Annotated in this window: 1 protein-coding gene; it reads left to right on the plus strand. The window is 70.9% G+C overall.

Going from position 1 to position 213, the window contains the following annotated elements:
* The coding region (locus ADL05_RS06725) for an AMP-binding protein (protein WP_156365753.1) at positions 1 to 213 on the plus strand (213 nt) is incomplete at both ends.

Raw genomic sequence — 213 nt, forward strand, 5'->3', positions numbered from 1 at the left:
CTCAAAGCCGGCGCCGCCTACGTCCCCCTGGACCCCGCCTACCCCCGCGAACGACTCTCCTTCATGGCCTCCGACGCCCGACTCCACACCGTCCTGGCCTCCCGACCGGTCCTGGACGCACTACCCGACACGGACACACCCGTCCTGGCCCTGGAAGACCACTGGCCACACCTGACCCACCACCCCGACACCCCACCCCACACCGGCCTGACC

This window comes from Nocardiopsis sp. NRRL B-16309 (genome assembly GCF_001279585.1).
Taxonomy (GTDB): domain Bacteria; phylum Actinomycetota; class Actinomycetes; order Streptosporangiales; family Streptosporangiaceae; genus Nocardiopsis.